A 22,171-nucleotide genomic window follows, 5' to 3' on the forward strand; every position below is an offset into this window, starting at 1 on the left:
TCGGGCAGTCGTCACCCGGGAAGTCGTACTGAGACAGCAGCTCACGTACTTCCATTTCAACCAGTTCCAGCAGCTCTTCGTCATCAACCATGTCACATTTGTTCAGGAACACGATGATGTAAGGAACGCCAACCTGACGACCCAGCAGGATGTGCTCACGAGTCTGCGGCATCGGGCCGTCAGTCGCAGCAACAACCAGGATAGCGCCGTCCATCTGAGCAGCACCGGTGATCATGTTTTTAACATAGTCGGCGTGGCCCGGGCAGTCTACGTGAGCGTAGTGACGGGTCGGGGTATCGTATTCAACGTGAGAAGTGTTGATGGTGATACCACGTGCTTTTTCTTCCGGTGCGTTATCGATCTGGTCGAATGCGCGAGCGGAACCACCGTAGGTTTTGGCCAGAACGGTAGTGATTGCAGCAGTCAGGGTTGTTTTACCATGGTCAACGTGACCGATAGTACCGACGTTGACGTGCGGTTTTGTACGTTCAAATTTTTCTTTAGACACGGCTATATTCCTTACTATTGCGCTCCTCCCGCAGAAGGAGCGCTGGACTTTGTGTTAACCCTGAGGCTTATTTACCACGGGCTTCGATTACGGCCTGAGCGACGTTGTTCGGCGCATCATCGTACTTCAGGAACTCCATAGAGTATGAAGCACGACCTTTGGTCAGAGAACGCAGCTGAGTTGCATATCCAAACATTTCAGACAGCGGAACTTCAGCGTGAATGATAACGCCAGTCGCGTTAGATTCCTGACCACGCAGCACACCACGGCGGCGGCTCAAGTCACCGATAACGTCACCAGTGTTCTCTTCAGGCGATTCAACTTCAACCTTCATGATAGGCTCAAGCAGAACAGGTTTTGCTTTCTTAAAGCCATCTTTAAAGGCCAGAGATGCCGCCAGTTTAAACGCCAGCTCGGAGGAGTCAACGTCGTGGTAAGAACCGAAGTGCAGACGCACACCGATATCCACTACCGGGTAACCAGCCAGAGGACCAGACTTCAGCTGTTCCTGAATACCTTTGTCAACGGCAGGGATGTATTCACCAGGAATTACACCACCTTTGATATCGTTGACGAACTCGTAACCTTTCGGGTTAGAGCCTGGTTCCAGCGGGTACAGGTCGATGACAACGTGACCATACTGACCACGACCACCGGACTGTTTGGCGTGTTTACCTTCGATATCTTTAACGGTTTGACGAATCGCTTCACGGTAAGCAACCTGTGGTTTACCCACATTCGCTTCAACGTTGAATTCACGTTTCATACGGTCAACGATGATATCAAGGTGCAACTCACCCATACCAGCAATGATAGTCTGGTTAGATTCTTCATCAGTCCATACGCGGAAAGACGGGTCTTCTTTCGCCAGACGGCCCAGAGCCAGACTCATTTTTTCCTGGTCAGCTTTGGTTTTCGGTTCTACAGCGATAGAAATAACCGGTTCTGGGAACTCCATACGTTCCAGGATAATTGCATTATCCAGGTCACACAGGGTGTCACCAGTAATTACGTCTTTCAGGCCGATTGCCGCAGCAATGTCACCTGCACGTACTTCTTTAATTTCTTCACGTTTGTTGGCGTGCATCTGAACGATACGGCCAAAACGTTCGCGCTGAGATTTAACTGAGTTCAGTACAGTATCACCGGAGTTAACCACACCAGAGTACACGCGGAAGAACGTCAGGTTACCAACAAATGGGTCGGTAGCAATTTTAAATGCCAGAGCAGAGAACGGTTCGTCATCACTTGCGTGACGTTCAGCCGGAGTATCTTTACCGTCGTCCAGCATACCGTTAATAGCCGGTACATCAGTCGGGGAAGGCAGGTAATCAATTACCGCATCCAGCATTGCCTGAACACCTTTGTTCTTAAATGCAGAACCACAGGTAACCAGGATAATTTCGTTGCTCAGAACACGCTGACGAAGAGCACCTTTAATCTCTTCTTCAGTCAGATCTTCACCACCCAGGTATTTTTCCATCAGCTCTTCAGAAGCTTCAGCTGCGGATTCCAGCAGGTTCTGGTGCCATTCGTCAGCCAGGTCCTGCATATCTGCCGGGATATCTTCATAGGTGAAGGTTACGCCCTGGTCTGCGTCATTCCAGTTGATAGCTTTCATTTTCACCAGGTCAACAACACCAGTGAATGCTTCTTCAGCACCAATAGCCAGCTGCAACGGAACAGGGTTAGCACCCAGACGGGTTTTAATCTGATCAACAACTTTCAGATAGTTCGCACCCATACGGTCCATTTTGTTAACGAACGCAATACGCGGAACTTTATATTTGTTAGCCTGACGCCAAACGGTTTCAGACTGCGGCTGAACACCACCAACTGCGCAGTAAACCATTACCGCACCGTCGAGAACACGCATGGAACGTTCTACTTCGATGGTGAAGTCAACGTGCCCTGGGGTATCAATGATGTTGATACGATGCGGTTCATACTGCTTCGCCATACCAGACCAGAACGCGGTAGTAGCAGCGGAAGTGATGGTGATACCACGTTCCTGCTCCTGCGCCATCCAGTCCATAGTAGCGGCGCCGTCGTGAACTTCACCGATTTTGTGGTTTACACCGGTGTAGAACAGAATACGTTCGGTAGTGGTAGTTTTACCGGCGTCGATGTGTGCACTGATACCGATGTTACGGTAGCGTGCAATGGGTGTTGTACGAGCCATTTGATTCCTCTATATCCTGGGACGTTCAAGTTAAGTTACCCAGAGTGGGCGCAACAATTAAGTTATAGCGCCCACCTGGAACTAACACTAACGCGGGATTACCAGCGGTAGTGAGCGAACGCCTTGTTGGCTTCAGCCATGCGATGAACGTCTTCACGTTTTTTCACTGCAGTACCTTTGTTTTCTGCAGCATCAGACAGTTCGTTTGCAAGACGCAAAGCCATGGATTTATCACCGCGTTTACGAGCAGCTTCAACGATCCAACGCATTGCCAGAGCATTACGACGAACCGGGCGAACTTCAACTGGCACCTGATAAGTAGAACCACCAACGCGGCGAGACTTAACTTCGACAGTCGGGCGCACGTTTTCGAGAGCTACTTCGAAAGCTTCCAGTTCAGTTTTACCAGAGCGCTGAGCCAGGGTCTCCAGCGCGCTGTATACGATAGTTTCTGCAGTAGATTTTTTACCATCTACCATCAGGATATTTACAAATTTAGCCAGCAGTTCTGATCCGAACTTCGGATCCGGCAGAATTTTACGCTGACCAATGACGCGACGACGTGGCATGGAAATACTCCGTTGTTAATTCAGGATTGTCCAAAACTCTACGAGTTTAGTTTGACATTAAAATAAAACGTTTGGCCTTACTTAACGGAGATCCATTAAGCCTTAGGACGTTTAACGCCGTATTTGGAACGCGCTTGCTTACGGTCTTTAACGCCGGAGCAGTCGAGCGCACCGCGAACGGTGTGGTAACGAACACCCGGTAGGTCTTTAACACGACCACCACGAATCAGGATCACAGAGTGTTCCTGCAGGTTATGACCTTCACCACCAATGTAGGAAGTCACTTCGAAACCGTTAGTCAGACGAACACGGCATACTTTACGCAGTGCGGAGTTCGGTTTTTTCGGAGTGGTGGTATATACGCGAGTACATACACCACGTTTTTGCGGGCAAGCTTCCAGTGCAGGCACGTTGCTTTTAACAACTTTGCGTGCACGTGGTTTGCGTACCAGCTGGTTAACTGTTGCCATTAAATAGCTCCTGGTTTTAACTTTTGCTTCGTAAACACGTAATAAAACGGCCTCATACAATATGAGGACGCAGAATTTTAGGGCCCGGCAGAAAGGGTGTCAAGAATTATACAGTCACTATGTTATTACCAGGCCATCTGATTCTTATGTTTCACTGCCAGTGTGACAAAATCATTATAGCTAACCCTGCCAATACTGGTTGATATTTGACCAGAAATTCCGCGAGCCTGCACATCATCTTCCAGCACATAAAGTGAGGCAGAGCAAGCTCGTAGCTCAGAGAAAGCTGCGCTGCCTTCTATGGCTGCGTAGACTCCATCCTGCAACAACAGAAGAGCATCGCCCTCCCGAAGGTTGCGTTTTAGCAGTGAAAGGTCAATTTGGCTTGGTGAATGAAAGAGTGTATGCAGCATAATGTCTCAGAAAGTCAGCACAACATCGTACTGTTCAAGGTAGGTGCGTAATACATCAGCAGGCTCAATTGCAACAGGAAGTATAAACTCCGTACTCTGTAGTGTAAGCCCATGGGCCTTTAACGAATCACTGCACACCCAACAAGATGTAATGTCATAGAGCGGTAACACCCTAAATGTTGAAATGTAGTCACGCGAATGAATGGCCTCTGGTTGTTGCCCTACCAGCAATTGCAGAACACCATCTCCGATAAAGAACACGCCCGGGTCATCGCTGACTGCGGAAGTTGCCAAAAGAGCATCAAGCCCTTCTCGTCCGGCCGAAGAACCATGAGGTGGCTGAGTAAACACAAAAGCAATACGCTTCATCAGAATTGCACCACGCGGTCACAGGTTAATGCCGCTTCAGCTAACGCCCCCAGGCCACTCAACTGAAAACCGTCGAGCAAATTATGGCAACTCAGACCAAGACGAGCGGCCTCCGCCTCATCAACCACACCACGCCGTAATGCCGCGGCGACACAAATGTTCAGAGCTACGCCCTGTTGCACTGCCATTTTTTGCCAGGCCCGAACTAAATCAAATTCATCCGATGCAGGGGACACAAGTTGATTGCCATTCAGTACACCTTCCCGATAAAAAAAGACACTGTCCAGCTCATGACCGGAATCCAGTAGCGCATTAGCAAAACGCCAGGCTGTCGTTGCCTGCTGTGTTCCATAAGCAGGTCCAGTAACCATCAAAGCAAAACGCATTACCTGTCCTGAATCTGGAAATCGCCACTTTTAAACTGGCGGATGTATAAATAGACGGTATGTTTAGAAATATTCAGGCGTTCTGCCACCTGATTAATGGCATCTTTGATGTCAAAAATTCCTTTCTCATACAGATTAAGTACAATTTGCCGGTTCTTAGCATTGTTTGAGACAGAGCGATCCGCATTGACTTCTTCAATCGTAAACTCAAGGGTTTGCGTCACCAGGTCCTCAACAGAAGAAGCAAAATTGACCGACGACGATTCTTCTTGTGTCTCTGGCGGGACGAAAGTGCTCATTATCTGGGAAAATGGAACATCCAGATTCATGTTGATGCACAGCAACCCAATAACGCGATGTTCCCGATTACGAATCGCAATCGTGACCGATTTCATCAGCACGCCACTTTTTGCCCGAGTAAAGTAGCAACGCGAGACACTACTGTCTGCCCCCGTCATGTCGTGCAACATGCGTAATGCCAGATCAGTAATTGGCGAGCCGATTTTTCGCCCTGTATGCTCACCATTAGCAATGCGCACCGCCGAACACTTTAGGTCCTGAAGGGAGTGCAGAACTATTTCACAATGGGAACCGATGAGCATTGCCAACCCGTCAACAACAGCCTCATATGACTTAAGGATATCAAGATCTGTCTGCTCAAAAGGACGTTGATCCAGCAAATCGAGTTCACTGGTTTCGTTGGTTAGAAGCGAGTTGGACATGAAGAAATACCACCTTTTCCACGGAGTCTGTCGCGATGATGGTCATTATTATCGTAGGGCAGACTCATTCTTAATACATTGCGCAAGCCCATAAAGTAATACAGCGCAGCACGCCTGTGCCAGTTTTTATTATATCCTGGTTCCAATGAAAAACCGCCGCCGGGATGGCGACGGTTTTAATATTACTTGCTTGCAGCGGCCTTGGAATCGTCTGCTTTCGCATCTGCTGCCTTATCATCATTCTTTGGCGCAGGCTTAATATCCAGCAGTTCTACGTCAAATACCAGCGTAGAGTTTGCCGGGATCCCCGGAACGCCAGCTTTGCCGTATGCCAGGTCCGGCGGAATAACCAGTTTAATTTTACCGCCTTTCTTGATGTGCTTCAGGCCTTCGGTCCAACCCGGAATCACACCATCCAAACGGAAAGACAGCGGCTCACCACGGGTATAGGAGTTATCGAATTCTTTACCATCAATCAACGTACCTTTATAGTTGACCACAACGGTATCGCTATCTTTCGGCGCTTCACCAGTACCTGCTTTCTCAACCAGATACATCAGGCCAGACTTGGTGGTTTTCACCCCTTTTTCTTTTGCGAAAGCAGTACGGTATGCCGTACCTTTGTCTTCATTTTCTTTCGCATCTTTTTCCATTTTTGCCTGAGCGGCAGTTTTCACGCGGGTTTCAAACCCTTTCAGAGTTTCTTCGATTTCCTGATCAGACAGTTTGCTCTTATCTGCGAAAGCATCCTGTACCCCAGCAATCAGTTGCGCTTTATCCAGCTTGATACCCAGTTTTTCCTGCTCTTTAAGGGAGTTATCCATGTAGCGGCCCAGGGATGCGCCCAGCGCATATGCTGCTTGCTGATCGTCATTTTTGAATTTTGCAGCACTCTTGTCTGCTTTCGCCGCAGCTCCTTGTTCCGCAGCAGTCGTTGCAGCAGATACCAGAGGTGCATTCAGTGCCATCGCCATGGTGGTTGCCAGCAGCGTGGCTTTAAACAGTGATTTCATCCATTATCTCCGGGCAGGGCGTCACACCCCAAGGTTAAGAAATTAAACTAGCAGAGCGACGTACTATAACGTTGGGAAAGAAAGCAGCACAATCTCTAACACGGTTATTGCGCCAAATTCTGACTTATTTTTGTGTAAATTCATGTCATGTCTGGCACAGGCGGCATTTGCGCCATAATTCAAGTACAATCCCCCGCATGTTGCCCCATACGGGCTCAAATTCCGGAAAAAGCATATGCATAACACAGAAACAGAAAAGCGCCTGGAGGAGTTAGAAAGCCGGCTGGCATTTCAGGAATTCACTATCGATGCTCTTAACCAGGCGGTTTCCAGCCATGAACTGGAACTTGCCAGGTTGCGTGAACAAATTCGTTTACTGGTAGAAAAACTGAAGGCAAGCCAGCCATCAATGCTGGCATCACAGGCAGAAGAAACACCGCCGCCACACTATTAGCAGAAGTCTCCGAAACCAATATTAAAAAAGGGCGCCATTGCGCCCTTTTTTGCTGTTTAGCGGATTAGTGGCAACCACACCCGCCGTTACCACAACCACCTTTGCCGTGTTCGTGGTCATGGCCATGACCACCGCAGCAACCTTCGTGATCATGGTCATGATGGTGATCATGTGCGCCATGAACGTGACCATGAGCAAGTTCTTCCGCTGTAGCTTCACGTACAGCAACAACTTCCACATTGAATTTCAGGTTCTGGCCAGCCAGCATATGGTTACCGTCAACCACCACGTGGTCATCTTCCACGCCAGTGATTTCAACCGGTACCGGGCCCTGATCGGTTTCAGCCAGGAAACGCATCCCAACTTCAAGCTCATCAACACCCATGAAAACATCTTTAGGTACACGTTGTACCAGGTTTTCATCATACTGACCGTAAGCGTCGTTTGCGCCAACGCTGACATCAAAGCGATCACCCACTTCATGGCCGTCCAGCGCATTTTCCAGGCCAGAGATCAGCGACCCATGACCATGCAGATAGTCAAGCGGCGCGCTTACCGGAGACTCATCAACTAACACACCGTCTTCTGTACGTACCTGATAGGCCAGGCTGACCACCAGGTCTTTTGCTACTTTCATGATATCTCCTGAACGTGGGGAAAAAACTGGCGCGAATTGTAGCTGAAATTCACGCCGGTGTACCCAATAGCTTAAAGAAAGCTGACGCGTATCGCTAGTCCGGATGAAAAATCCCTATGACTTGCTCATGATTGCGTAATTGCTCGCGTACCTGTTTATCTGCTTCACGCATCTGGTGACCACATTTCACACAGGCAACAATATCAACATTATTTTCACGCCACATTGCCAATGAATCCTGTGCCTGGCACTGCGGGCAAATCGCACCCGCGATAAAACGTTTACGTACCACCATCACTCACCTTGTTATTCAAATTCGTCCCAACCATCCAGCTGATGACGTTCTCGTTGTAATTCACGCTGAAAAATTTCTTCCAGTTCCCTACGCGCTTCTTTCACGCGCGAGATTTGCGCAGTATCGGTATGCACTGGCATCAGCTCTCGTAACATACGCATATCCAGGCGACGAAAATGTAATTGCGCTCGCAAAGCCTGGTGGGGATGCATTCCCAGGGAGACCAACGCTTTTCTCCCCAACTCCAGCGCACTGGAAAATGTTTCACGAGAAAATTGCGTGACTCCAGCCTGTAACAGTTCATGGGCCTCAACCCGGCCCCTGGCCCTCGCCAGGATTGCTAAATGTGGGAAATGTTTCTGGCACAGGTGTACGATTTTCATCGTGTCTTCGGGCTCATTACAGGTAATAACTATAGACTGTGCGTTTTCAGCCCCCGCCGCCCGTAACAAGTCAGCATCCGTCGCGTCGCCGTAATACACTTTATAATCATATTTCCGCATGATATTAACAGCGCTGATATCACGTTCCAGAACAGTGATACGCATCTTATTGGCCATCAATAAGCGGCCAATCACCTGCCCAAACCGCCCAAAACCAACAATAATGACCTGGGGATGGTCATCTTCAACCCAGGGGCGTTCATCATTGTCAGTAACGGGTTGGTTAAAACGGTGTACCAACACACTATCAATAACCCGCATGAGCAAAGGTGTTGTCATCATGGAAAGCGTTACAGTCACCAGCAACAAAGCCAACTGATTACCGGCAAAAAGATGCTGTGCCGATGCCGCGGAAAACAACACAAAAGCGAACTCGCCTCCCTGGCTTAAAACCCCTGCAAACTGAGCCCTCTCGGAAGAACGCAATCCTCTCCAGTGAGCCAGCACATACAGCACCGCCATTTTTATACTGACCAGCAGTGCAACACTGACTAATATCCATAACCAGTGGGTATAAAGCACGCCAAGGTTAAGTACCATGCCTACTGAAATGAAAAACAGCCCTAAAAGCAATCCCTTGAAGGGCTCAATAGCGCTTTCGAGTTCATGACGGTATTCACTTTCCGCCAGCAATATTCCGGCAATAAAGGTGCCCAGCGCCATAGAAGCCCCGAGTAAATCCATAAACAACGCAGCACCAAGAACAAGTAACAACGCCGCAGCAGTAAACACTTCGCGAACACCTGATGCCGCAATAATGCGAAAAACGGGGCGGAGTAAATAACGTCCTCCCACCAGCATGCCAGCAAACGCCACCACTTTAATGCCGAACTTGAACCAGTCAGGCGCCTGCCCTTCACCGCCTGCCAGTAAAGGAACCAGCGCCAGAGCCGGAATAACAGCCATATCCTGGAAGAGCAACACCGAAAAACCCAGTTGCCCCCCTTCGCTGCGTTTCATGCCTTTTTCGCGCATCAACTGCAATGCCATTGCTGTTGATGACATAGCGAGCCCTATGCCGCCAATAATCGCGGCAGGCAAAGAAAAGTGGCTCACCATTAACAAACCGCCAAGGATGACTGCGCTAATCACTACCTGCAAAGTTCCGACACCAAAAATGGAGCGCCGTAACCGCCAGAGTTGTGCCGGGTTTAATTCTAGCCCGACTAAAAACATCAGGAAAACCACACCCAGTTCGGAGAAGTGCAATATCTCATCGACATCGCTAATCATCCCCAGCCCCCAAGGGCCAATAGTAATTCCGGCTAATAAATACCCCAGTACAGCACCAATACCTAACCGAGCTGCCAGTAGCACAGCAACAACTGCAGCCAGAAGGAACACAACACCAGCAACAAGGAGATCGGGTTGATGCATCAAATTCCTCCCTGGTGAAATGGCGATGACAGCCACTCAACATACGCCCGAGCATGGCTGGCCAGCTCGTCAGCAGGTAAGCGGCGTGCCCAATAAATGATAAAAGGGTTTAACCAGTGCATTCGGCATAATGCAGCTGTCAGTTCAAAGGGGCGTAATATCTCACTCAAAGGGTAACGGTTCAGTCCATCGTACTGGAACGCCCCTTCAGGCTCACCGGTGGTAATCACACTGCGCCAGTATTTCCCCACCAAAGCATTTCCTCCTTGCCCACTGGCAAACCCCCGGCTTAACACACGGTCCAGCCACTCTTTGAGTAGGGCTGGGCAGCTATAAGTGTACAAAGGATGCTGGAAGACAATGATGTCATGCTCCCGTAAAAGGGCCTGTTCATGCTGGATATCAATAAAAAAATCAGGATAGTGAGCATAAAGATCATGAACAGTAACATTGGGCAGTTGAAAAACACCCTCCAGCAGGACCCGATTAGCCACTGAACTGTTAAATTCAGGGTGGGCATACAACAGCAAAACCTTGGGTGGCTGCGACATCATTACCCTCCGGGGATCGTTTTGAATGCTGTTTTGGGCTAACATGCAGCGCGGTTGGCCAAATACCGGCCCAGGTTACCTGATTATAATGACAAATTAACATAGTCTAAACATACGGCGCGCTATGATTGTTTTCTCTTCACTACAAATTCGTCGCGGCACCCGCGTGCTGCTCGACAATGCTACCGCTACTATCAACCCCGGGCAGAAAGTCGGGCTTGTTGGAAAAAATGGTTGCGGGAAATCCACGCTGTTATCACTGTTGAAAAGTGAAATAAGTGCCGATGCAGGTAGCGTGACCTGGCCTGGTAACTGGGCGATGGCCTGGGTTAATCAGGAAACACCAGCACTCCTGGAACCGGCTATTGAGTATGTGATTGATGGCGACCGTGAGTACCGCCAGCTTGAGGAGGCGTTAAAACACGCCAATGAAGCTGATGATGGGCATGCCATTGCCACTGTACACGGGAAACTGGATGCCATTGATGCCTGGACAATCCGTGCTCGCGCAGCAAGCTTATTGCATGGTCTGGGCTTTACCAATGAACAACTCGAACTGCCAGTCAGCGATTTTTCTGGCGGCTGGCGTATGCGCCTGAACCTGGCTCAGGCACTGATTTGCCGCTCAGATTTACTGCTGCTTGATGAACCTACCAACCACCTGGACCTGGAAGCAGTTGTCTGGCTGGAGCGTTGGCTAAAAAGCTATACCGGCACACTAATTCTTATTTCCCATGACCGGGATTTTCTCGACCCGGTTGTTGATAAAATCCTGCATATTGAACAGCAAGCACTATTTGAATATACCGGTAACTATTCCTCATTTGAGGTGCAGCGCGCCACCCGTCTGGCTCAGCAACAAGCACAATATGAAAGCCAGCAACTGCGCGTAGCACATCTGCAAAGCTACATTGAGCGTTTTCGCGCTAAAGCTACCAAAGCAAAACAGGCCCAAAGCCGAATCAAAATGCTGGAGCGCATGGAATTAATTGCGCCCGCGCATGTTGATAACCCGTTCCATTTTGAGTTCCGTGAACCGGAAAGCCTGCCAACACCATTGCTCAAAATGGAGCATGTGAGCGCAGGTTATGGCGACAAAACAATTCTGCGGTCGATCAAACTCAACCTGGTTCCGGGCTCCCGGATTGGTTTACTGGGCCGTAATGGCGCAGGGAAATCAACACTCATTAAACTGCTTGCTGGCGACCTGGAACCGCAACAAGGTGAAATTGGCCTGGCGAAGGGCATCAAACTCGGTTATTTCGCCCAGCACCAACTTGAATACTTGCGTGCAGACGAATCTCCACTGCAACACCTGGCGCGCATGGCTCCCGGAGTGCTTGAACAACCACTGCGTGATTACCTGGGCGGTTTTGGTTTTCAGGGCGATAAGGTTAATGAGCCAACATTACGTTTTTCTGGCGGAGAAAAAGCGCGGTTAGTGCTCGCGTTGATTGTCTGGCAGCGCCCTAACCTGTTACTGCTTGATGAACCCACCAACCACCTGGATTTGGACATGCGCCAGGCGCTGACTGAGGCCTTGATTGACTTTGAAGGCGCACTGGTTGTTGTCTCCCATGACCGCCACTTATTGCGCACTACCACTGATGACTTGTATCTGGTACACGATGGTAGCGTTGAGCCATTTGATGGGGACCTGGATGATTACCAGCAATGGTCTCTGGATCAACACAAGCAGGAAAGGCAAGAAAACAACCTGAAAGAAACGGTTAAAGATAACCAGAACAGTGCCCAGGCGCGTAAAGATCAGAAACGGCGTGAAGCAGAACTCCGTGCTCAAACCCAACCTTTACGTAAGACACTCGAACGGCTGGAAAAAGAGATGGAAAAACTCAACAGCAAACTGAGTGACCTGGAAACCCGGCTTTCAGATACCGCTATCTATGATATTAGCCGTAAAGCGGACCTCACTGACTGCCTGCAACAACAGGCACAAGCGAAAGCCGCACTGGAAGAGAGTGAAATGGCCTGGCTGGATACGCAGGAACAACTCGAAAATATGTTGTCTGGTAGCCAGGAGTAACCAAAAAAATGTGCACATGAGGGTAACCTCATGTGCACTGTACTCAGGAACGCGCGGGTGATGGCCTTGTATTCACCACTGCCTTATCGCTGAGACGCAAGGCGCTGACGCAGCACTTCAAGGTGTTCAACATTATACTGTTTGCCATCCAGAAAGCGGGTTTTCAGTTCTCCTTCACTTTCCTGCTCTGGGGTTTGCTCATCGAAAAGGCATAACTCACCCTGTTCATTACGCACCACTTTCAACAACCCTCTTGCTGAGCGTTTCAGGCCACTATCGGTTTTCGGCTCTTTAAAGATCATACGGCCCGTTCCATTTACCGCCCCCCAGGTTGCTTTCATTGCAAAGCCGAATGTATCACGCGTGTTGTACTGATAGGTGTAAGACCCAACACCAAAAACGACACAGGAGCTGGCAAAACCTTTTGCCTCAAGGCGGCGTAAAATTTCATTGGCACGCTCTAGGGTGATTGAATCCCCATAAATCAGGCCGACATGGGAATCGAGCACTTTGTAACCTTTGCTGTTCACAGTACCGCCAAAGATCTCCCACAAAACTTCGACCGAGCCCTTTTCCTGAGGAGAACGCGTAGCGCTTTGGTCGTCATCAGCACCAGTACCACATAAAATCTCTACCGGGTCACCACTATCCGGGCGGAAAACCACTCGGCCTTCGCGTGCCATAATGGCAGCTTTAAGTTCACGGGTATAACTTGTCAGTACCTGCCAGTAATCCCAGGTATCCGAGACGATAGATACAAACCCGTGTGGATACAAATCGCAAATCAGGCGACGAAATGTGGCTATTTCATGCTCTTTTTCACCCATGCACATCACACTGTGTTCTGTTGCCGGAATACTGCCTGCAATAAAGTAATCAGCGTCATTGCCAGTATAGTACTGGCGGGCATACACAACCGCCGGAATGCTGTCAGTCCCTTTAAAACTCAATAAGTGCCCGCAGCCTGCCTGAGCAACATCCTGCATTCCCGCCATACCCCGGAAAGAAAAGTCATGGCACTGAAAATCCAGGTGAGCGAAATCATCGCAAGTTTGTTCTGCCCAGGCCGTACATATCTTGTGATAGTGGTGTGCAATAGTCGCGTTTGTTGATGCTTTCCATAATTCAGCAGAGAGCACAGTTTCCAGGTAATTCACTAACCAGAAAAACTCATCACGGGTATTAGTGATAGTCAGCACAGGCACTTTCATCGGAATTTTATCGCCTTCATCCAGCCCTTTAATATGTAAAGGCAAGTAGCCCAGCTGGTGCAATGCCCGAATATGTTCAACATCAACGGCATCTTTACCCAGGTAGCTGTCCATCAGCATTTTATACTCGCCAACCACCTGCTCTTCGGGTTGTGCGAAAAACTGGCTATTAAACATGTCTATCAGGAACCACTTAATGAACCCTTGCAGACCAAAGAAGACCAGTTTGTTATCTGCCATTGGTGAACGGAAAAATCTGTCGCTACGCGGTGTAAAATTCGAGTAAACACGTGTTGTACCTTCAGGGTACTGCTCACGGTGTGAAACTTTATAACCATCAATTGCCAGAATAGGGTTCATCATCATGTCCGTATCTCCTTAAGCCACAAATAACGTGTCAACATCCACAACAGAAAGGCGTGAATCGCCCTGAGTCTGAGCAGAAAATGAAGTGGTGGTATAAATATGTTTAATGCCCTGGCTAAGCAGGTTTTCCACCCCTTTAGAAAAAATGCCGTGTGTCACATACAAACTCACTGAGCGCGCACCAGCCGCTAATAACACCTGGGCTGACCCAATAAAGGTTCCCCCGGCATCACATAAATCATCGGCAATCAGGAGGTCTTTCCCAGCGACATCACCGCTTGCCAGTGCAAACCCGGTTAACCTGCCCGTAGCCACATCCCTGTTTTTGGTCATAATGGCAAATTCCTGCGCCCCTGCAGCGGTGGCCACAGCATGGATCTTTTTCAACGATCCAGCATCAGGGGCCACCAGCATTAATTCACCAGATTTTAATTGGGTACGTAATGGCTCATGGGCCAATAATGCCGCTTCCTGCGGAATAATGACCATATTGCGCACAGCAGCAGCAGCGGCTTCACTGTGCGGGTCAATAACGAAAACTTTATCGAAGTTAAGGCTGTTCAGTGCATCAGCAAAAATACGTAATGCAAAGCTATCCCCTGGCTGCATATAACGGTCCTGCCGGGCACACGCCAGCCAGGCCAGTTGTAAGTGGCTGAAACGAATATCACACTGATGGCGAATAGCATCCACAGACTGAGCCAACAGCATCCAGTCATCCATAGTGGCAAGCCCTGTAGCCCGAACGATCATTTTGTCAGCAAAACCTGGCAATTCAGTACGTGTTTTTGCCCAAACAGCACCATCAGGAAAACGCCCGGTTTCTACCATGATTGCTTGATTATCAAGCCAAATATTCAGTGTCATACCCATAACAGCCTCCAATTAATGTCCTTAAGACACTTATAATATTGTCCCAAAGACACTTTATTGCAAGATAAATATTGTCCCAAGGACACTATTTATAGATAACACACTGATTAAAATGAAGAAAAAAAATTTCGCGCCCTTTACTGCCACCATGTAAAATGTGACCTTGAGACAGTTACTGGAGTGAGTGAAGATGGAAAGCGAAGAACAATACCTGGACAACTATGATGCCAGCCGTTTCCCCTCGCCTATCGTGACAGTAGACAGCGTATTATTTACCCTGCATAACAAGCAATTGTGCGTATTGCTGGTAAAGCGCAACCAGCACCCTTTTCGCGGGCAATGGGGGTTACCTGGTGGTTTTATTGACTTACACAAGGATGATTCCACACAAGCAACTGCAACACGTAAGCTTGTAGAAAAAACAGGGATTACCCCATCCTGGCTTGAACAACTGGAAACTTTTTCCGGGCCAAATAGAGACCCACGAGGTTGGAGTATCACCACAACCTGGTTTGCACTTATAGCCTGGGAAGACTGCCAACCGCATATTGAAACGGTAAGTGATGTCCAATGGGTTCCAGTTGTTAGTCTGGAGAGTGAAATATTGGCATTTGACCATAAAACGATTATCGCGGCAGCCTTGCAACGCTTGCGGCAGAAGGCAATGTACTCCCTTTTACCGGTTTATTGTTTGCCAGACACATTTACCCAAAGCCAGCTACAAGAAGCCACCGAAGCCATTCTCGGGCAACCTGTACAACGCAAAAGCCTGATTCGTCGCTTTGAAGCCTCAGGGATGTTTGAAGACACTGGGATAAGTGTTGCCACTGGCGCAAGAAAAGCCCGGTTATGGCGGCGGAAGCCCCATATTCCGGTTCACTTATTTTCGCGTAATCTGCTGGCCGATGGATAACAGAAATGGTGAATTTTGCATCAATGCCGTGAAATACATAAACGTGATGCATGACTCACGGTATAGTAGCCAGTAATTAGCGCGATAATGAATTGATACCTGTTTTACAACTATGACCCAAATTACCCCCGTTGATGCCAGTGAAGAAAATAACAGCCAGAGGGATTTTCACCCTATGCCTGGGCTTTCTAATCCGCATTTACAAACTATGCTGCCCCGGCTTATTCGCCGCCGCCTGCATTTCAAACCATTTTGGCAACGGCTGGAGCTTCCGGACGATGATTTCATCGACCTCGCATGGAGTGAAGACCCACAACAGGCAATACATAAACCCCGTCTGGTCGTATTTCATGGCCTTGAGGGTAGCCTGTACAGCCCTTACGCGCACGGCATGATAGAAGCGGCAAAAGCACAAGGCTGGCTGGGTGTCGTAATGCATTTCCGTGGTTGTAGTGGGACACCAAATCGCCAGAAACGGATTTATCACTCCGGAGACACGGGTGATGCCAGCTACTTTCTTAACTGGTTGAACCTGCGTTATGGCTCTGCTCCAACTGCAGCTGTTGGTTATTCACTGGGCGGAAATATGCTTGCCTGCTTGTTGGCAGAGCAAGGCCGCCAGTGCTCACTGAATGCCGCGGTCATTGTCTCGGCGCCATTTATGCTGGAACAGTGCTGCTACCATATGGAGCGGGGGTTTTCTCGCATCTATCAACGCTATTTGTTGAACTTACTGAAAGCCAATGCCAGCCGGAAACTGGCCGTATATCCAGGGTCACTACCTATCGATTTACCCCGGTTACGTAAAGTGAAACGAATCAGAGAATTTGATGATTTAATTACTTCCCGCATTCACGGTTTTGACGATGCTCTGGATTACTATCGCCAGTGCAGCGCGATGCCTCATCTGCAGAATATAGCGGTAAATACACTGATTATTCACGCAAAGGATGATCCCTTTATGGATCACCATGTCATACCAGACAGCACACAGCTTCCGTCAAACATTGAATACCAACTCACGGACCATGGCGGCCACGTAGGGTTTATCAGTGGTAGCATTACTCACCCGGAAATGTGGCTCGAAAAGCGCATCCCCAGTTGGTTAACCCGGTATTTAAGTAATTAAAATGATCATTCCCTGGCAACAAATAGACCCAGAAACGTTGGATAACCTGATTGAATCTTTTGTACTACGTGAAGGCACGGATTATGGAGAGCAAGAACGTTCACTTGCTCAAAAAGTTGCCGATGTGAAGCGGCAACTGAAACAGGGTGATGCCGTACTGGTTTGGTCTGAATTGCATGAGACAGTGAATATCATGCCCCGCACCCAATTTAAGGGCTGATTCACAGGCACCACATACAGTATTGGCATCCACCACTATACTGCTTTAACCTGCAGTACTGTGCGTTTTACATTGCCTCTTATTGATGGAGTGGTTGTTTATGTCAGCCAAGCACCCTGTTATTGCGGTTACTGGTTCCAGCGGAGCCGGAACCACGACAACCAGCATTGCCTTTCGTAAAATTTTTAATCAACTTAATTTGCGAGCAGCCGAAGTTGAAGGCGACAGCTTTCATCGCTATACACGGCCAGAAATGGATATGGCGATACGTAAATCCCGCGACCTGGGTCGCCATATCAGCTATTTTGGGCCGGACGCTAATGATTTTGGCTTACTGGAACGAACCTTCAGGCAATACGGCGAGCAAGGCAATGGTCAGTCCCGTAAATACTTGCACACTTATGATGAAGCCGTTCCCTGGAACCAGGTACCTGGCACATTTACACCATGGCAACCGCTGCCTGAACCCACAGATGTATTATTTTATGAAGGGCTGCACGGGGGTGTCGTAACTAATGACCACGATGTTGCTCAACATGTTGATCTTCTGGTTGGCGTGGTGCCTATCGTCAACCTCGAATGGATCCAGAAACTGGTAAGGGATACCAGTGAACGTGGTCATTCCCGGGAAGCTGTGATGGATTCGGTGGTGCGCTCGATGGAAGATTACATCAATTACATCACCCCTCAGTTTTCACGGACCCATCTTAACTTCCAGCGTGTACCAACAGTAGACACATCCAACCCTTTTGCTGCCAAAGCGATTCCTTCACTTGATGAAAGTTTCGTTGTCATTCATTTTCGCGGGCTGGAAAACATCGATTTCCCTTGGCTTCTGGCCATGCTGCAAGGGTCATTTATCTCACATATCAATACACTCGTTGTCCCTGGCGGGAAGATGGGCCTTGCGATGGAGTTGATCATGATGCCGCTGGTGAAACGCCTGGCTGAAGGGAAAAAAATCGTAGAAGCCTGATCCTGAACAAAATAGGCGGGGCGCAGCAAGATGCACCCCCCCCGCCTGTAAACTTAGCCTTCAACCACTTCCCACGAATGCGTGATAGTAGCAGCTTTGCCAAGCATTAAAGCCACAGAGCAATATTTCTCTGCAGACAAATCAACGGCCCGGGCAACAGCGTTATCTTTCAGATCTTTCCCTGTCACGATGAAATGCAAGTTAATAGTGGTAAACAAACGTGGTGCTTCTTCCCGGCGCTCAGAAGTCAGTTTGACCTCACAATCGGTCACATTATGTCGGCCTTTTTGCAATATAGAGACAACATCAATTGCACTACATCCCCCCGCAGCCATAAGGACCATTTCCATCGGACTTGGCGCTTTATCACCGGAGTTACCATCCATCAAAACCTGATGACCTGAAGCGGACTCCCCCAAAAATGTTAAACCTTCAACCCATTTAACTCGCGCCTGCATTCTCATTACTCCAAACATAAGTAGTATTGCAACAGATTACGCGGCATTAACAAAACAGGCAACGGAAGGCGACACAGGTCATGCTGAAACGAGACAATAGAAGACACTTCAGGAAACCTGTGCTAAAACAAACAAGATGTAACAGACTGACAGTGACGTCATACCTGTTACAGAGGAAAAAGCGATTACAGACCAAACGACTTATGGCTCGCTTCAGGTATGAGGCGATTAACGTTGTAACGCCAGCAGGGCCCTACCCTGTCTTTGAGCAAGTTTATAATAGAGGATAACCGCGCATGGTGCTTGGCAAACCCCAAACAGACCCGACTCTCGAATGGTTCTTGTCACATTGCCACATTCATAAGTATCCATCCAAGAGCACCCTGATCCATCAGGGCGAGAAAGCAGAAACGCTGTATTACATCGTAAAAGGCTCTGTGGCCGTGCTTATCAAGGATGAAGAAGGCAAGGAGATGATCCTTTCTTATCTTAATCAAGGCGATTTTATTGGCGAACTGGGGCTGTTTGAAGAAGGCCAGGAGCGTAGCGCCTGGGTTCGTGCAAAAACAGCCTGTGAAGTAGCCGAAATTTCATACAAAAAATTTCGCCAGTTGATCCAGGTAAACCCGGACATTCTGATGCGCCTTTCATCCCAGATGGCACGTCGTTTACAGGTCACTTCTGAAAAAGTAGGGAACCTGGCATTCCTTGATGTAACCGGCCGAATTGCACAGACTTTGCTTAACCTGGCGAAACAACCTGATGCAATGACCCACCCGGATGGCATGCAAATCAAAATTACCCGTCAGGAAATTGGCCAAATTGTTGGCTGTTCCCGTGAAACTGTGGGCCGCATTTTAAAAATGCTGGAAGATCAAAACCTGATTTCTGCTCACGGTAAAACCATTGTGGTATACGGTACTCGTTAATTTTACTGTATTTCATCACACATTGAGGCACGCTCCAGAGCGTGCCTTTTTGTTTTGCTCAACCCAATATCCCTTCGGCTTTACCGAACAAATTCTGAAAATTGTTCACGAATGACACAAAACTGTCACAAATTCGCCTTATTCTTCCCGGGTACTGAAAACACAGCGATTAAAAAATTATTTTTGATCTAACCTTTTCCGGGAGAAATTATGGCAATGCTTAGCTCTTCAGCCCGTCTTGTAATCGCCGCTCTGACTCTGTCCACCACAACTGCATTTGCAGCCACTAACCTGACAGGTGCCGGTGGTACATTCCCAGCGCCGGTTTATGCAAAATGGGCTGCAGAATACCAGCAGAAAACAGGTTCTCAGGTAAACTACCAGGGAATTGGTTCTTCAGGTGGTATCAAACAAATCATTGCAAAAACCGTTGATTTCGGTGCATCCGATGCCCCAATGAGCGATGCCGATCTGGAAAAAAATGGTTTGTTCCAATTCCCCACAGTTATCGGTGGTGTTGTCCTGGCAGTTAATATCCCAGGTATTAAATCTGGTGAACTGACTCTGGATGGCAAAACACTGGGTGATATTTACCTGGGTAAAATCAAAAAATGGAATGACCCGGCTATCACTAAGCTGAACCCAAATGCCAAATTGCCGGATACCAACATCAATGTGGTGCGCCGTGCAGATGGTTCAGGTACTTCTTTCGTCTTCACCAGCTACCTGTCCAAAGTGAGCCCAGACTGGGCAAGCCAGGTTGGTAAAGGCACCACCGTTAAATGGCCGACTGGCCTCGGCGGCAAAGGAAACGATGGCGTAGCTGCATTCGTACAGCGTCTGCCCGGTTCTATTGGTTATGTTGAATATGCCTATGCCAAACAGAACAATCTGACCTGGACTAAACTGTTTGATGCGGACGGCAAAGCCATTTCGCCAACTCAACAAAGCTTCAGTAACAGCGCGAAAGAAGCGGACTGGAGTAAAACCTTTGCTCAGGACCTGACTTATCAGAAAGGCGCAGATGCATGGCCAATCTCTTCTACTACTTTTATCCTGGTCTACAAAAAGCAGGAAAATGCAGAGAAAGGTGCTGAAGTGCTGAAGTTCTTTGACTGGGCTTACAAAAATGGCAACGCTATCGCTGGTAACCTGGATTACGCTCCACTGCCTGCAAGCGTTACTGAACAGATTCGTGCTGCATGGAAAACCAATGTAAAAGACAGTTCAGGTAAAGCCCTGTACTAATCTTGATGAATGGAACACTCTGCTTCAAAAGTAAAAAGCCGGGATTGCCCGGCTTTTTATTGCTGTCATTGAACCCCGGCACCATCAGTTAAGTGCATACAGAGATTGCATGAGTGCAGTTACAGCCCTTTAACCACCGCTTTTATTGCATCGACAAAACGAGCCATACCATCTTCAATATCTTTATAATCAATAACCAAAGACGGAGCCAGACGGACTACATCCGGCCCGGCATTGAGGATCATCAAACCATTCGCTGCGGCCGCATTCAGTACATCACGCGCCCGCCCTTTGTATGCGGCACTCAATTCGGCACCAATCAGTAACCCCATTCCCCGGATATCACTGAAAACAGCATATTGCTCATTTATCTGGTTCAGGTGTTTAACAAACAACTCACGTTTCGCCATAACGCCATCCAGCACTTCTGGCGTATTGATGATATCAAAAGCTGCACCTGCAACGGCACAGGCCAACGGATTACCACCATAAGTTGAGCCATGGGAACCAACATGGAATGCCGATGCAATATCTTCTGTGGTTAGCATCGCACTGATAGGGAAACCACCACCAATCGCTTTGGCGCTTGTCAGGATATCGGGAGTAACATTGTAGTGCATATACGCAAACAGCTTACCCGCACGGCCCATACCACACTGAACTTCATCAAACACTAACAACGCCTTATATTCGTCACACAGCGCACGCAGCCCTTTCAAAAACTCTGGTGTGGCTGCCATCACGCCACCTTCACCCTGAATAGGCTCAACCACTACAGCACATGTGTGGTCATCCATAACGGCTTTAACAGCGTGTAAATCATTAAAAGGGACATGAACGATATCTGCAGGTTTCGGCCCAAAACCATCTGAATATTTAGGCTGGCCCCCTACAGAAACTGTAAATAAAGAACGGCCATGAAAAGCATTATGGAATGCAATGATTTTCGTTTTATAAGGGCTGTGACGTGTAGAAGCATAAAAACGAGCCAGTTTGAATGCGGTTTCATTAGCTTCAGTACCGGAGTTCATAAACAAAACTCGCTCAGCAAATGTTGAAGCTATCAACTTTTGCCCCAATTTCAGTGCCGGTTCGTTAGTAAACACATTGCTGGTATGCCACAGAGTTTCACCCTGTGTTTTCAGCGCTTCAACCAGAGCCGGATGGCAGTGCCCTAACGCTGTAACCGCAATACCACCAGCAAAATCAACATACTCATTACCTTGTTGGTCCCACACTCGGCTCCCTTTACCTTTCACCGGGATAAAGTTAGCGGGTGCAAAAATCGGAACGATAACGTCATCGAATGTTGAGCGGGTTACTGCGGATTGTTCAGTTGCCATTTCATATCCACCTATGTTTAGCAGAAATGCTTAGTGAAATTATAATCACAAAATATGCATAAAAAATCACTT

General features: G+C 48.4%; 25 protein-coding genes. 8 read left to right on the forward strand and 17 right to left on the reverse strand.

The window, feature by feature from the left end; translation table 11 throughout:
* From LC084_RS17085 to fkpA, 9 genes are all read right to left on the reverse strand, one after another.
* The coding region (locus LC084_RS17085; protein WP_226572376.1) for a GTP-binding protein at positions 1-508 on the reverse strand (508 nt) is incomplete at its 3' end.
* A 67-nt stretch (positions 509-575) separates the two neighbouring features.
* Positions 576-2,690, reverse strand: a complete 2,115-nt coding sequence (gene fusA / locus LC084_RS17090) for an elongation factor G (protein ID WP_226572377.1) — start codon at positions 2,688-2,690, stop codon at positions 576-578.
* A gap of 98 nt (positions 2,691-2,788) precedes the next feature.
* Positions 2,789-3,259 (reverse strand): 30S ribosomal protein S7, encoded by a 471-nt coding sequence (gene rpsG / locus LC084_RS17095; protein WP_036111072.1) that lies wholly within the window; start codon positions 3,257-3,259, stop codon positions 2,789-2,791.
* A gap of 95 nt (positions 3,260-3,354) precedes the next feature.
* Positions 3,355-3,729, reverse strand: a complete 375-nt coding sequence (gene rpsL, locus LC084_RS17100; RefSeq protein ID WP_025238215.1) for a 30S ribosomal protein S12 — start codon at positions 3,727-3,729, stop codon at positions 3,355-3,357.
* A 125-nt stretch (positions 3,730-3,854) separates the two neighbouring features.
* Entirely contained in the window at positions 3,855-4,142 is a 288-nt protein-coding gene (tusB, locus tag LC084_RS17105) for a sulfurtransferase complex subunit TusB (RefSeq protein ID WP_226572378.1), read from the reverse strand.
* A 6-nt stretch (positions 4,143-4,148) separates the two neighbouring features.
* Complete coding sequence (tusC, locus tag LC084_RS17110) at positions 4,149-4,511, reverse strand: sulfurtransferase complex subunit TusC (RefSeq protein ID WP_226572379.1); 363 nt, start codon at positions 4,509-4,511, stop codon at positions 4,149-4,151.
* Positions 4,511-4,897, reverse strand: a complete 387-nt coding sequence (gene tusD / locus LC084_RS17115) for a sulfurtransferase complex subunit TusD (RefSeq protein WP_226572380.1) — start codon at positions 4,895-4,897, stop codon at positions 4,511-4,513. Before tusD ends, tusC begins: the two co-directional genes overlap by 1 nt.
* Positions 4,897-5,619 carry a helix-turn-helix transcriptional regulator gene (locus LC084_RS17120; RefSeq protein ID WP_226572381.1) on the reverse strand — a complete coding sequence of 241 codons (723 nt, stop codon included), beginning with the start codon at positions 5,617-5,619 and terminating at the stop codon, positions 4,897-4,899. The genes tusD and LC084_RS17120 overlap by 1 nt, the downstream gene beginning before the upstream one ends.
* A gap of 182 nt (positions 5,620-5,801) precedes the next feature.
* Positions 5,802-6,632, reverse strand: a complete 831-nt coding sequence (gene fkpA, locus LC084_RS17125; RefSeq protein ID WP_226572382.1) for an FKBP-type peptidyl-prolyl cis-trans isomerase — start codon at positions 6,630-6,632, stop codon at positions 5,802-5,804.
* 235 nt (positions 6,633-6,867) lie between these two features.
* Between fkpA and LC084_RS17130 the strand changes: the two genes are divergently transcribed.
* A complete protein-coding gene (locus tag LC084_RS17130) occupies positions 6,868-7,086 on the forward strand; it encodes a SlyX family protein (protein ID WP_226572383.1) in 219 nt (72 codons plus the stop codon).
* A gap of 64 nt (positions 7,087-7,150) precedes the next feature.
* Here LC084_RS17130 and slyD read toward each other — a convergent pair whose 3' ends face one another.
* From slyD to kefG, 4 genes are all read right to left on the reverse strand, one after another.
* Positions 7,151-7,723 (reverse strand): peptidylprolyl isomerase, encoded by a 573-nt coding sequence (slyD, locus tag LC084_RS17135; protein ID WP_226572384.1) that lies wholly within the window; start codon positions 7,721-7,723, stop codon positions 7,151-7,153.
* Positions 7,724-7,817: 94 nt separating this feature from the next.
* A complete protein-coding gene (locus LC084_RS17140; protein ID WP_226572385.1) occupies positions 7,818-8,018 on the reverse strand; it encodes a YheV family putative zinc ribbon protein in 201 nt (66 codons plus the stop codon).
* A gap of 11 nt (positions 8,019-8,029) precedes the next feature.
* Positions 8,030-9,838: a glutathione-regulated potassium-efflux system protein KefB gene (kefB, locus tag LC084_RS17145; protein WP_226572386.1), complete on the reverse strand. Its 1,809-nt coding sequence runs from the start codon at positions 9,836-9,838 to the stop codon at positions 8,030-8,032.
* Positions 9,838-10,392 carry a glutathione-regulated potassium-efflux system ancillary protein KefG gene (kefG, locus tag LC084_RS17150; RefSeq protein ID WP_226572387.1) on the reverse strand — a complete coding sequence of 185 codons (555 nt, stop codon included), beginning with the start codon at positions 10,390-10,392 and terminating at the stop codon, positions 9,838-9,840. Before kefG ends, kefB begins: the two co-directional genes overlap by 1 nt.
* Positions 10,393-10,513: 121 nt before the next feature.
* Between kefG and LC084_RS17155 the strand changes: the two genes are divergently transcribed.
* A complete protein-coding gene (locus LC084_RS17155; RefSeq protein WP_226572388.1) occupies positions 10,514-12,433 on the forward strand; it encodes an ABC transporter ATP-binding protein in 1,920 nt (639 codons plus the stop codon).
* A gap of 83 nt (positions 12,434-12,516) precedes the next feature.
* Here the strand turns inward: LC084_RS17155 and LC084_RS17160 are convergent, their stop codons facing one another.
* Both LC084_RS17160 and prs read right to left on the reverse strand, forming a co-directional pair.
* Positions 12,517-14,010, reverse strand: coding sequence for a nicotinate phosphoribosyltransferase (locus LC084_RS17160; RefSeq protein WP_226572389.1), 1,494 nt, complete (start codon positions 14,008-14,010; stop codon positions 12,517-12,519).
* Between the two features lie 12 nt (positions 14,011-14,022).
* Positions 14,023-14,883, reverse strand: a complete 861-nt coding sequence (prs, locus tag LC084_RS17165; protein WP_226572390.1) for a ribose-phosphate diphosphokinase — start codon at positions 14,881-14,883, stop codon at positions 14,023-14,025.
* Positions 14,884-15,073: 190 nt separating this feature from the next.
* Between prs and LC084_RS17170 the strand changes: the two genes are divergently transcribed.
* The 4 genes from LC084_RS17170 to LC084_RS17185 all read left to right on the forward strand — a co-directional run bounded on the left by LC084_RS17170 (position 15,074) and on the right by LC084_RS17185 (position 18,121).
* Positions 15,074-15,796, forward strand: coding sequence for an NUDIX hydrolase (locus LC084_RS17170; protein WP_226572391.1), 723 nt, complete (start codon positions 15,074-15,076; stop codon positions 15,794-15,796).
* A 112-nt stretch (positions 15,797-15,908) separates the two neighbouring features.
* Complete coding sequence (locus LC084_RS17175) at positions 15,909-16,925, forward strand: hydrolase (RefSeq protein ID WP_226572392.1); 1,017 nt, start codon at positions 15,909-15,911, stop codon at positions 16,923-16,925.
* A gap of 1 nt (position 16,926) precedes the next feature.
* Positions 16,927-17,145, forward strand: coding sequence for a YheU family protein (locus LC084_RS17180; RefSeq protein WP_226572393.1), 219 nt, complete (start codon positions 16,927-16,929; stop codon positions 17,143-17,145).
* Between the two features lie 100 nt (positions 17,146-17,245).
* Positions 17,246-18,121, forward strand: coding sequence for a phosphoribulokinase (locus LC084_RS17185; RefSeq protein ID WP_226572394.1), 876 nt, complete (start codon positions 17,246-17,248; stop codon positions 18,119-18,121).
* Between the two features lie 53 nt (positions 18,122-18,174).
* Here LC084_RS17185 and LC084_RS17190 read toward each other — a convergent pair whose 3' ends face one another.
* Positions 18,175-18,579, reverse strand: a complete 405-nt coding sequence (locus tag LC084_RS17190; protein WP_036111126.1) for an OsmC family protein — start codon at positions 18,577-18,579, stop codon at positions 18,175-18,177.
* 296 nt (positions 18,580-18,875) lie between these two features.
* Here LC084_RS17190 and crp point away from each other — a divergent pair, with 296 nt between their 5' ends.
* Together crp and pstS are read left to right on the forward strand one after the other, a co-directional pair.
* Positions 18,876-19,508 carry a cAMP-activated global transcriptional regulator CRP gene (gene crp, locus LC084_RS17195; protein WP_000242758.1) on the forward strand — a complete coding sequence of 211 codons (633 nt, stop codon included), beginning with the start codon at positions 18,876-18,878 and terminating at the stop codon, positions 19,506-19,508.
* Between the two features lie 210 nt (positions 19,509-19,718).
* The gene (pstS, locus tag LC084_RS17200) at positions 19,719-20,756 is read left to right on the forward strand and encodes a phosphate ABC transporter substrate-binding protein PstS (RefSeq protein ID WP_264193563.1); all 1,038 of its coding nucleotides are present in this window, start codon (positions 19,719-19,721) and stop codon (positions 20,754-20,756) included.
* Positions 20,757-20,875: 119 nt separating this feature from the next.
* Here the strand turns inward: pstS and argD are convergent, their stop codons facing one another.
* Positions 20,876-22,099: a bifunctional acetylornithine/succinyldiaminopimelate transaminase gene (gene argD / locus LC084_RS17205; protein WP_226572395.1), complete on the reverse strand. Its 1,224-nt coding sequence runs from the start codon at positions 22,097-22,099 to the stop codon at positions 20,876-20,878.
* Positions 22,100-22,171 lie beyond the last annotated feature (72 nt).

It is taken from the genome of Mangrovibacter yixingensis (genome assembly GCF_020523985.1).
Taxonomy (GTDB): Bacteria; Pseudomonadota; Gammaproteobacteria; order Enterobacterales; family Enterobacteriaceae; genus Mangrovibacter; species Mangrovibacter yixingensis.

What these genes read in the sequence shown, in the direction of transcription:
- tusB (WP_226572378.1), bottom strand. Translation starts at nt 4,142, where the DNA reads ATGCTGCATACACTCTTTCATTCACCAAGCCAAATTGACCTTTCACTG.
- LC084_RS17130 (WP_226572383.1), top strand. Translation starts at nt 6,868, where the DNA reads ATGCATAACACAGAAACAGAAAAGCGCCTGGAGGAGTTAGAAAGCCGG.
- tusC (WP_226572379.1), bottom strand. Translation starts at nt 4,511, where the DNA reads ATGAAGCGTATTGCTTTTGTGTTTACTCAGCCACCTCATGGTTCTTCG.
- pstS (WP_264193563.1), top strand. Translation starts at nt 19,719, where the DNA reads ATGGCAATGCTTAGCTCTTCAGCCCGTCTTGTAATCGCCGCTCTGACT.
- LC084_RS17190 (WP_036111126.1), bottom strand. Translation starts at nt 18,579, where the DNA reads ATGCAGGCGCGAGTTAAATGGGTTGAAGGTTTAACATTTTTGGGGGAG.
- LC084_RS17140 (WP_226572385.1), bottom strand. Translation starts at nt 8,018, where the DNA reads ATGGTGGTACGTAAACGTTTTATCGCGGGTGCGATTTGCCCGCAGTGC.
- kefG (WP_226572387.1), bottom strand. Translation starts at nt 10,392, where the DNA reads ATGATGTCGCAGCCACCCAAGGTTTTGCTGTTGTATGCCCACCCTGAA.
- fusA (WP_226572377.1), bottom strand. Translation starts at nt 2,690, where the DNA reads ATGGCTCGTACAACACCCATTGCACGCTACCGTAACATCGGTATCAGT.
- LC084_RS17180 (WP_226572393.1), top strand. Translation starts at nt 16,927, where the DNA reads ATGATCATTCCCTGGCAACAAATAGACCCAGAAACGTTGGATAACCTG.
- LC084_RS17160 (WP_226572389.1), bottom strand. Translation starts at nt 14,010, where the DNA reads ATGATGATGAACCCTATTCTGGCAATTGATGGTTATAAAGTTTCACAC.
- kefB (WP_226572386.1), bottom strand. Translation starts at nt 9,838, where the DNA reads ATGCATCAACCCGATCTCCTTGTTGCTGGTGTTGTGTTCCTTCTGGCT.
- rpsL (WP_025238215.1), bottom strand. Translation starts at nt 3,729, where the DNA reads ATGGCAACAGTTAACCAGCTGGTACGCAAACCACGTGCACGCAAAGTT.
- crp (WP_000242758.1), top strand. Translation starts at nt 18,876, where the DNA reads ATGGTGCTTGGCAAACCCCAAACAGACCCGACTCTCGAATGGTTCTTG.
- LC084_RS17170 (WP_226572391.1), top strand. Translation starts at nt 15,074, where the DNA reads ATGGAAAGCGAAGAACAATACCTGGACAACTATGATGCCAGCCGTTTC.
- tusD (WP_226572380.1), bottom strand. Translation starts at nt 4,897, where the DNA reads ATGCGTTTTGCTTTGATGGTTACTGGACCTGCTTATGGAACACAGCAG.
- LC084_RS17155 (WP_226572388.1), top strand. Translation starts at nt 10,514, where the DNA reads ATGATTGTTTTCTCTTCACTACAAATTCGTCGCGGCACCCGCGTGCTG.
- rpsG (WP_036111072.1), bottom strand. Translation starts at nt 3,259, where the DNA reads ATGCCACGTCGTCGCGTCATTGGTCAGCGTAAAATTCTGCCGGATCCG.
- slyD (WP_226572384.1), bottom strand. Translation starts at nt 7,723, where the DNA reads ATGAAAGTAGCAAAAGACCTGGTGGTCAGCCTGGCCTATCAGGTACGT.
- LC084_RS17120 (WP_226572381.1), bottom strand. Translation starts at nt 5,619, where the DNA reads ATGTCCAACTCGCTTCTAACCAACGAAACCAGTGAACTCGATTTGCTG.
- argD (WP_226572395.1), bottom strand. Translation starts at nt 22,099, where the DNA reads ATGGCAACTGAACAATCCGCAGTAACCCGCTCAACATTCGATGACGTT.
- prs (WP_226572390.1), bottom strand. Translation starts at nt 14,883, where the DNA reads ATGGGTATGACACTGAATATTTGGCTTGATAATCAAGCAATCATGGTA.
- fkpA (WP_226572382.1), bottom strand. Translation starts at nt 6,632, where the DNA reads ATGAAATCACTGTTTAAAGCCACGCTGCTGGCAACCACCATGGCGATG.
- LC084_RS17185 (WP_226572394.1), top strand. Translation starts at nt 17,246, where the DNA reads ATGTCAGCCAAGCACCCTGTTATTGCGGTTACTGGTTCCAGCGGAGCC.
- LC084_RS17175 (WP_226572392.1), top strand. Translation starts at nt 15,909, where the DNA reads ATGACCCAAATTACCCCCGTTGATGCCAGTGAAGAAAATAACAGCCAG.